Origin of the sequence: Acetobacter lambici (assembly GCF_011516885.1) — a bacterium.
Classification (GTDB): Bacteria; Pseudomonadota; Alphaproteobacteria; order Acetobacterales; family Acetobacteraceae; genus Acetobacter; species Acetobacter lambici.
Map to the genome: position 1 here is coordinate 1 of NZ_WOTD01000068.1, position 7,351 is coordinate 7,351.

At 61.6% G+C, this 7,351-nt stretch carries 6 protein-coding genes; 1 reads left to right on the plus strand and 5 read right to left on the minus strand.

Annotated features, from left to right (window positions below):
- The first annotated feature begins 100 nt into the window (after positions 1–100).
- Positions 101–697 (plus strand): IS1096 element passenger TnpR family protein, encoded by a 597-nt coding sequence (locus tag GOB86_RS14155; RefSeq protein ID WP_165993244.1) that lies wholly within the window; start codon positions 101–103, stop codon positions 695–697.
- A gap of 175 nt (positions 698–872) precedes the next feature.
- On the opposite strand, the gene GOB86_RS14160 is transcribed toward GOB86_RS14155, so the two are convergent.
- From GOB86_RS14160 to GOB86_RS14180, 5 genes are all read right to left on the minus strand, one after another.
- A complete protein-coding gene (locus GOB86_RS14160; RefSeq protein WP_034932802.1) occupies positions 873–1,808 on the minus strand; it encodes a DUF2493 domain-containing protein in 936 nt (311 codons plus the stop codon).
- Between the two features lie 313 nt (positions 1,809–2,121).
- A complete protein-coding gene (locus GOB86_RS14165; RefSeq protein WP_034932798.1) occupies positions 2,122–3,168 on the minus strand; it encodes a DUF7146 domain-containing protein in 1,047 nt (348 codons plus the stop codon).
- The gene (locus tag GOB86_RS14170) at positions 3,155–3,595 is read right to left on the minus strand and encodes a hypothetical protein (protein WP_034932795.1); all 441 of its coding nucleotides are present in this window, start codon (positions 3,593–3,595) and stop codon (positions 3,155–3,157) included. Before GOB86_RS14170 ends, GOB86_RS14165 begins: the two co-directional genes overlap by 14 nt.
- Before the next feature lie 84 nt (positions 3,596–3,679).
- Entirely contained in the window at positions 3,680–4,882 is a 1,203-nt protein-coding gene (locus GOB86_RS14175; protein WP_165993241.1) for a DUF932 domain-containing protein, read from the minus strand.
- 136 nt (positions 4,883–5,018) lie between these two features.
- Positions 5,019–7,097, minus strand: coding sequence for a ParB/RepB/Spo0J family partition protein (locus tag GOB86_RS14180; protein WP_165993243.1), 2,079 nt, complete (start codon positions 7,095–7,097; stop codon positions 5,019–5,021).
- Positions 7,098–7,351: the final 254 nt, after the last annotated feature.

Consider the following 7,351-nt stretch of genomic DNA (forward strand, 5'->3'; position numbering starts at 1 on the left):
ACACTCTGTCTGCATCGGGTTTTCTTATAGCTTACGAAAATTTCTTTTGTGCAAAACAGACTTTTTCATAATCTAACCCGATGTACAACCCTTCTGTGAGATTTCCGCGTCAATCGACGATATCGAACCAGCCGTCTGGCGGCGTCTCGTCGTGCCTAGTGCGTGGAACCTGGAGCAGCTTCACCTCGCGATCCAGGCGGCCTTTAACTGGTGGAATTATCATCTCCATGAGTTCGAGATCGGGGGACTGCGTTACGGAAATGCCATTGAGGCTGCGGAAGGATCGGCCATCGGCGATCCTCAGGTCTTTGACGAGCGCCAGGTCCGGTTGCGAGATTTCCGCAACGCGGGCACGGCGTTCACCTACGTCTATGATTTTGGCGACGACTGGCGCCATACCGTAGAAATCGAAAATCTGCTTTTCCTCGAAAGCGCTCCCCAGCACGCGACCTGTGTTGACGGCGCGCGAGCCCGTCCGCCTGAGGATGTCGGCGGCATTCCAGGCTATGAGCAGTTTCTGGAGGTAATCGGCTCCCCCAAGGATCCCGAGCATCGGGAAACCAAGGCCTGGTGTGGTGGCCATTTCGATCCCGAGTGGTTCGATCTTGCAACCGTCGACAAGGATGTTCGAAACGCATTGAAGCCGAATGTGAAAAGAAGGCTTCATCAGCCGAAACCGAAAAAAAGCAAGTTGTAGATATCACTAAGTCAATCAGGCGTGTTTCAAGGTATAAGGTCAATGTTGTCGATCGGGATCGACGGCAGAACCGGGTTAAACGCGCCATGCCTTATCTTTCAGGCATTGAAAGACCGTCAATACGGTAGCCCTATGCTACCGTGCCGATTTCTCGGCACGGTTTCCTCACAACCTGTCAGGCACTATTCTTTTTCTGAAACCGCCAGACCGGGATACCCATCTGCTTCGCCTTGTCGGCCAGATTGTCCTGAATGCCCGAACCCGGAAATACCATGACGCCGACGGGCAGGACTTTCAGCAGGGCGTCGTTGCGCCGGAACGGGGCGGCTTTGCCGTGCCGGTTCCAGTCCGGTTTGAAGGCAATCTGTGGAATTTCGCGATGATCGGCCCAGCGGGAAGCGATGAATTCCGCGCCCTTGGGCGAGCCACCATGCAGCAGCACCATGTCGGGATGCTTCTCACGCACCTTGTCCAGCCGGTTCCAGATCAGGAGATGGTCCTCGTAATCGAGCCCGCCGGTCACTGCGACCTTTGGCCCGGGTGGCACGAGCAGCTCCGTTTCGGCCTTGCGGCGGGCGTTGAGGAAATCGCGGCTGTCGATCATCGACGCCGTCAGGGTGCTCCGGCTGACCAGCGAGCCGGAGCGTGGCCGCCAGGGCGACATCGTCAGGCGTTCGAACTGGTCGCAGGCGAGGGCGCGGAATATCTCATAGGCATTGCGTCGCTCCAGCAGGGTCAGCCCCTCGGCGATGAGGCGCTCCAGTTCCACCGAGCGGATCTCGCTGCCATCCTGTTCCTGCTGGCTGCGTTTCTGCGCCTGCTCGTTACGGTCAAGATCACGCTCCACCTGCCCGACCATACGGTGAAAGACGTTGACGGTGGACCAGAGCAGCGGTTCGAGATCAGGTTCCAGCCGCGTGTCGGTCAGTGTGGCTGACAGGGCATCGAAGATATCGGCAATCGCGCCCTCGATCTGGCTGGCGTCGGGCAACGGCCTCGCGTCCGGCTCGTCCTCGAAGGGACGATGGCCGTAAAGCTGGAGTTCCGCCAGCACATGAGCGGTGGAAGAGGTAGCGTGTGCGGGTTCGAAATCGTGCTGTGTGCGGGTCATGGGTCTGTCCTCCGGTTCTGGCCGCGCCCCTCGCGGCCTTTCCGGGGGCGGACAGCGGCAGACGAAGGCCGGGCCGGAACCGCGCAACGCGCGGCCGCAGCGCAGCGGAGGATGGCAGGGAGACGGCTATTTTGCTTCGCGATGCAAAGCGCGGCACGCGCGGCGGAAAATAGCCGGTTCCGCCATTGCAGGCCCGGCCTGGCTGACGCCCGCTCCCCTTCCAGAAAGGCCGCGGGCGCGCCCCATCCGGAAACAGGACAGCCCTGCGCACACCGGAAAGAAGAAGACCCTCACACCCCCTTCCCGGGCCGCCTCAGTGCGTGACGGGATGCAGAAACCGCGCCACGTCCTGCGGGGCAAGCTGGGGATGCAGGATTGCCCGCATCGCGCCACGCCCGAGGTAGCGGAGATCATCGTTGAAGTCCGCCAGACGCGGTGACAGCACGAGGCACTCGATCCCGGCTTCCTGCGTCCGGGTCTGCAGGATCGTCACCGCATGGTCTCCGGCCGGATCGTCATCGCGCAGCACGTAGAGGCGGCGCAGCGTATTTGGAAACATCATGGCGGCGAGATGCGCCGAGGACAGGCAGGCGGCTAGTGGCAGAGCGGGCATGATCTCATGGAGCGAGAGCACCGTCTCGATGCCCTCGCCCGCCGCCAGAACGTCGGACACCGTGCCAAAGCGCACGGCATTGCCGAGCAGGTCGCCCAGGGCACGGCGCGGATGATCGACCGGCGCCTTGCCGCGCCCGTCCGCCGCCAGCCAGGTCCGATGAACCCCGGTCAGGGTGCCGTCGAGGTCGGTGACGGCGGTGATCATGGCGGGCCAGGTCTCGGTCGGACTGTCCTCGTCCGGGCGGTAAAAGCAGCGCGGATGGAAGTGCAGGGCTGCGGTTCCGTGCAAACGCGTAATGTCGCGTCTGCGGAGATACATTTCTACGGACGTGCCCGCGATCGGCCCGGACATGGCCCAGAGCCGTCGCGCGGCTTCGGACGAACTGGCGGAACCACGCTCACGGGCAGGCCGGTCCTGTGACGGCGGCACCGGATCAGGGCGAGGCAGACTGAGGAAGGCGCGCGCCTCGTCGACCACGTCGCGGAAATCCACCAGACCGAGGCTTTCGCGGATCACGTCAAGCAGGTCGCCATGCTCGCCAGACTGCGCATCGGTCCACTTACCGGCCCTGCCGTTGGCGGTATCGTGCAGCCGGACAAACAGCGACCGGCCGGGGGTGTTGCGTACGTTACCGACCAGCCAGTAATTGCCATGACGGCGACCGGCGGACAGATAGCGTCGGCATACCGCCTCCGCGTTCTCCGCCAGACGGTGAGCCAGATCCCCAGCATCATGTCCAGTCATCGCCTTGCCCTCCTGTGTCGGGATTGCCTCCGTCCAGGGCAATCGCCAGCCAGCGATCAGTGGTCATCCATGAAATCGCTTTGCGCCTGCCAAGGTCAAGCAGATGCGCGCCGCCGCTGAAGGCGCCGATCCGGGGGCGGGATGCCGTATTGGCCCACTGGAATCCCCATCGGCCCCGCAACCGGAATGTTCGCGCACAGCGCAGCACGAACTCCACAACCTGATGCGGATCTCCGGTCGTCTCATCGTGCATCCAGAGTTTCGTGCCGCCATATTCAGGCACGATCGACAGAATGAAACCGTCAGAGGGCGGGTCTTCCGCCGCCAGTTCGTCCATGAATTCATTGTAGAGATCGAGCCCCTTTGCGGCATTGTCCACCGTGCCCACGTCGAGCACGCAGGAAAAATGCGTGAAAAAATCAGCCATCGGAAAAACTCCCGAAACGAAAAAAGCCCGGCGCAGGGGCCGGGCTCGTAAAAACGTATTGGCGGAAATACAGAAAAGCGGCTTTCAGGACGCACGCTCCATCAGCCTGCGGGCCTTTTCTTCCAGATCCAGCCGCGTATCCTGATTGGCTTTTGTGCGTGCCAGTGCGGTAATACCCTGCACGAAATCGAACACGCTCTCGGGCTTGCGGCCCTCTTCGTGCAGCACGGTTTCGATGATCTTCGCGGTTTCCGGTTTCGAGAACCCGCGACGGCGCAGGAAACTTTCGCGATCATCATCGGTTCTGGCCACCAGCGCCCGACGCGAAGCCTGGATACCGGAAACAAACGAGGCCGGGCTGGCCGTGGCGAAATTCCGGAGCGCTGGTGTCGCCTGATGCACGAAGCGGGATGCTGCAAACTTGCTATGCCGGATCGTGATCTGTTCGAAATTTTCGACGCCCCAGAGCATGCGATTTTGGCACACTCCGCGCAGGTAAAATGACGCAATACCAAGGCTTTTACTGCCGACTTCAGAATTCCACGCATAGAAACCCCGGAAATAGAGATCGGGATCGCCATTGGGCAGGCGTCCGGCCTCAATCGGGTGTGTATCGTCCACGAGGAACAGAAAAACATCGCGATCTGATGCGTAGAGCGTCGTCGTCTCCTTCGTGATATCCACATACGGATTATGGGTCATGGTCGCCCAGTCGATGACACCGGGCACCTTCCAGTTGGTATCACCTGTGCCGTCACCGGCAATTTTCCGCACCGCGCCGACCAGTTCGTGGTCCCAGATGCGGCCGTAATCTGGCCCGGTGACCGCGCGCAGTTCCACGCGGCCGTCCTCGGTTTCCAGTGCTTTGATCAGTTCAACCCGGTGTGACAGCAGGCCGTGCTGGAGATTGATCGCCGCCAGTGGAGCCGGAAGGTTACGCAGGTAGGACGATGGCGCGCTGACCAGACTGCACATCTGGCCGAACGACCAGTGTGTGGGGGCAATCGGCTCCTGCTGCCCCGGTACAGTCAGGGTCAGGCGCTCGGCATTGTCGCGCGAGGCTTCCACGCGAATGGCGCGGCTTTCCACTGTGCGGGTCGTGGCCCGATCTGCTCGCGCCAGGGTCGCGGCATGCAGGTCGGACAGCGACAGATAGCGTTCGTCATCGGGGCGGGAAAACCACTCGGACGATACGCGGGCACTGCGCTCCCCACGCGAAGGATCGATCCTGAAGCCGCCGGATGCGGCACCACGGGACGCGGGGGACAGGATGGTGGTTGTGATCATGGAAAACTCTCCTCTATGCCGGTTATTCGGCACAGAAGGCGAAGCCGACCTCTCCCTCTTTCCGGTATGCCGGACACGAAAAAAGCGGCTTCCGGGCACCGGAAGCCGCTGTCTCACAATTCCAAAACTCATTGCGTCACTCGGCGGCGATGGCCTCCATATCCCCGCCTGACGTCACCGTTTCAACCTGTGCCTGATCGGCCAGCCCCACGGTCCGCAACGCCTCGGGCAGCCAGCCCGAACCATCAAGCAGCCGCTCGGCCTCGCGCGCCATGTCGGGCTTCTTCATATGAACTATGCGGTCAGCCGCTTCGTCGCCACGTGCATCCCGCACCGCCTGCAGGATGCGCGCCTTGGTCACCCGGCCGAGATAGTTCTCGACCGTGGGCTGCCAGCCAGCCTCAATCAGATCAAGGCTGAGGGCCGACGCCAGTCGATTGGCCCGCTTGAGGCGTTCGGTCACGCTGCGCTGGGACACCGCACCATAGGCGGGCATGCGCTCATAGAGCGCGTTAATCCCGAAGGACAGGCAATGCGCCAGCAATGCCATGCGGCTGGTATCATCCAGCCCGGCGATCCAGCGCCACAGCGCGTCTTCGTCGTCCGGCAGATCGTGCTTCCAGCCATCGTTACGCTGTCGCAGCGCGTGGGCTGGCAGGCTGCCTGGCATGTCGGAGGAATGGACCGGCAGCGGGATTTCCCGGACATAGGCTTCCAGGCAATCCGCACCCGGTGTCTGCCAGTAAACATCGCGCACCAAGGTATGCAGCAGTTCGGTCAGCGCGATGTGCGGGTTGCTGGCAAAGGCGTCCCGCAGGGCGAGCGTGCGCCAGGCCGTCAGTTCGGTAAGCAACCGGTCAGGCAGCGGCTTGATCCCGTCTTCTTCCTCGGGTTCCACGTCGGGAGAGATGCTATCGCTCTTCCCCTCCTGATAACCATCGCCTGCGCTATCGTGCTCCTGCCCATCATACGCAGGGCAATTGTATTGATCGGCGTTGCCCGCATCATCGGTCTCTTCCGGCTCAGCCGGCATGTCCTCGGGGAGCACAAACCCCCGCTCCAACTGCAACGTACCATCGCTGGCGAGGCTTACGAAGGCCCCCGCCCGCGCCATGTCAGCGGGATCGAACGCCAGAGGCCGTTCTTCGAGGGCAAGGATGGCCTGTTCGATCTCGCCCAGCCTTGCATCACCCTCATCCGGGTATTCATCAGCCTGGGCATATTCAGCCTCGATGCTTTCCTGCTCGGCGCGCAGGGCTGCAAGCCGGGCAGTCTCCTCATCGGACAGCGGCATTTCCGTGCCATCGATCTCCGCAAACTGCCGTGTGTGGCCCCATGGGAATGACAGGGCGGTTTCGACCCATTTCCAACCCTCTGCACGGATATCTTCGGCGGCTGCATGCAGCTTTTCCATGACCAGCCGGTCCAGAATGGCCGGATCCTGCAACCAGCCGCCGTCATCGGCCTCGAACAGGTCGCGCATGATGGGACCACCCGCTACGATATAGGCCTCCAGCCCGACGAAACGGGCACGGGCGTCCGAAGCCCGCACGGTCTTTTCCGTCAGCATGCGGCGGATGACATAGGGTTCGCGGTTATGGCTCTGGGACACGATCTCCCAGACCTGTTCCTGACGGGCATGGTCATCGCTGATGGAAAAGGCCATCAACTGTTCCAGCTTCATGCCGTCCTGCTCGTAGATATCCAGCAGCTTGTCCGACACCGTCATCAGCCGCAGGCGCTGTTTGACCACGGTCGGTGCGACGAAGAACGCGGCAGCGATTTCTTCCTCGGATATACCCTTCTCCAGCATGTCACGAAAGGCGCGAAACTGATCCAGCGGATGCAGGGCTACCCGCTGGACATTCTCGGCCAGGGAATCATCTTCGGCGAGAATGGCCGACCCTGCCTCGCGCACGACGCACGGCACGGGTGCCGTTTTCGCCAGTTTCTTCTGCTTCACCAGCAGTTCGAGCGCGCGAAAACGACGCCCACCGGCCGGCACTTCGTAGGTACCGGTCTCAACCCCGGCATCGTCAACGACTGGCCGGACATTCAGGCTCTGCAGCAATCCGCGGCGCTCGATATCGCGGGCCAGTTCCTCGATCGACAGGCCGGACTTCACACGCCGCACATTGGACTGGGACAGGACCAGCCGGTTGAACGGGATATCACGGGACGAACTGAGGCTGATTTTGGGAATAGCGGTCGCCATGGCGAAAAACTCCATGACGGGCGGACAGGAGACTCTCTCCCACCCTCTCAACCCGTCACGAAATTTCGCGCAGTCCTCTGACTCTAAAAGGCCCGGACGCACCCAAAATCCGCAGCCTTTTCCCGGCAGAAAACGACGGCAACGGGGGGGAAGCCGAATGTCTGCTTCAGAACTGGCCTGATCATAAACTGCCACCATGGGAGCACGTATAGTCCTTGAATTTTCCATGAGGATTTTTCAGATTCTGACACGTG

Excerpts from the sequence above, each read along its gene's own strand:
- GOB86_RS14180 (WP_165993243.1), bottom strand. The coding sequence starts at position 7,097 with ATGGCGACCGCTATTCCCAAAATCAGCCTCAGTTCGTCCCGTGATATC.
- GOB86_RS14170 (WP_034932795.1), bottom strand. The coding sequence starts at position 3,595 with ATGGCTGATTTTTTCACGCATTTTTCCTGCGTGCTCGACGTGGGCACG.
- GOB86_RS14165 (WP_034932798.1), bottom strand. The coding sequence starts at position 3,168 with ATGACTGGACATGATGCTGGGGATCTGGCTCACCGTCTGGCGGAGAAC.
- GOB86_RS14160 (WP_034932802.1), bottom strand. The coding sequence starts at position 1,808 with ATGACCCGCACACAGCACGATTTCGAACCCGCACACGCTACCTCTTCC.
- GOB86_RS14175 (WP_165993241.1), bottom strand. The coding sequence starts at position 4,882 with ATGATCACAACCACCATCCTGTCCCCCGCGTCCCGTGGTGCCGCATCC.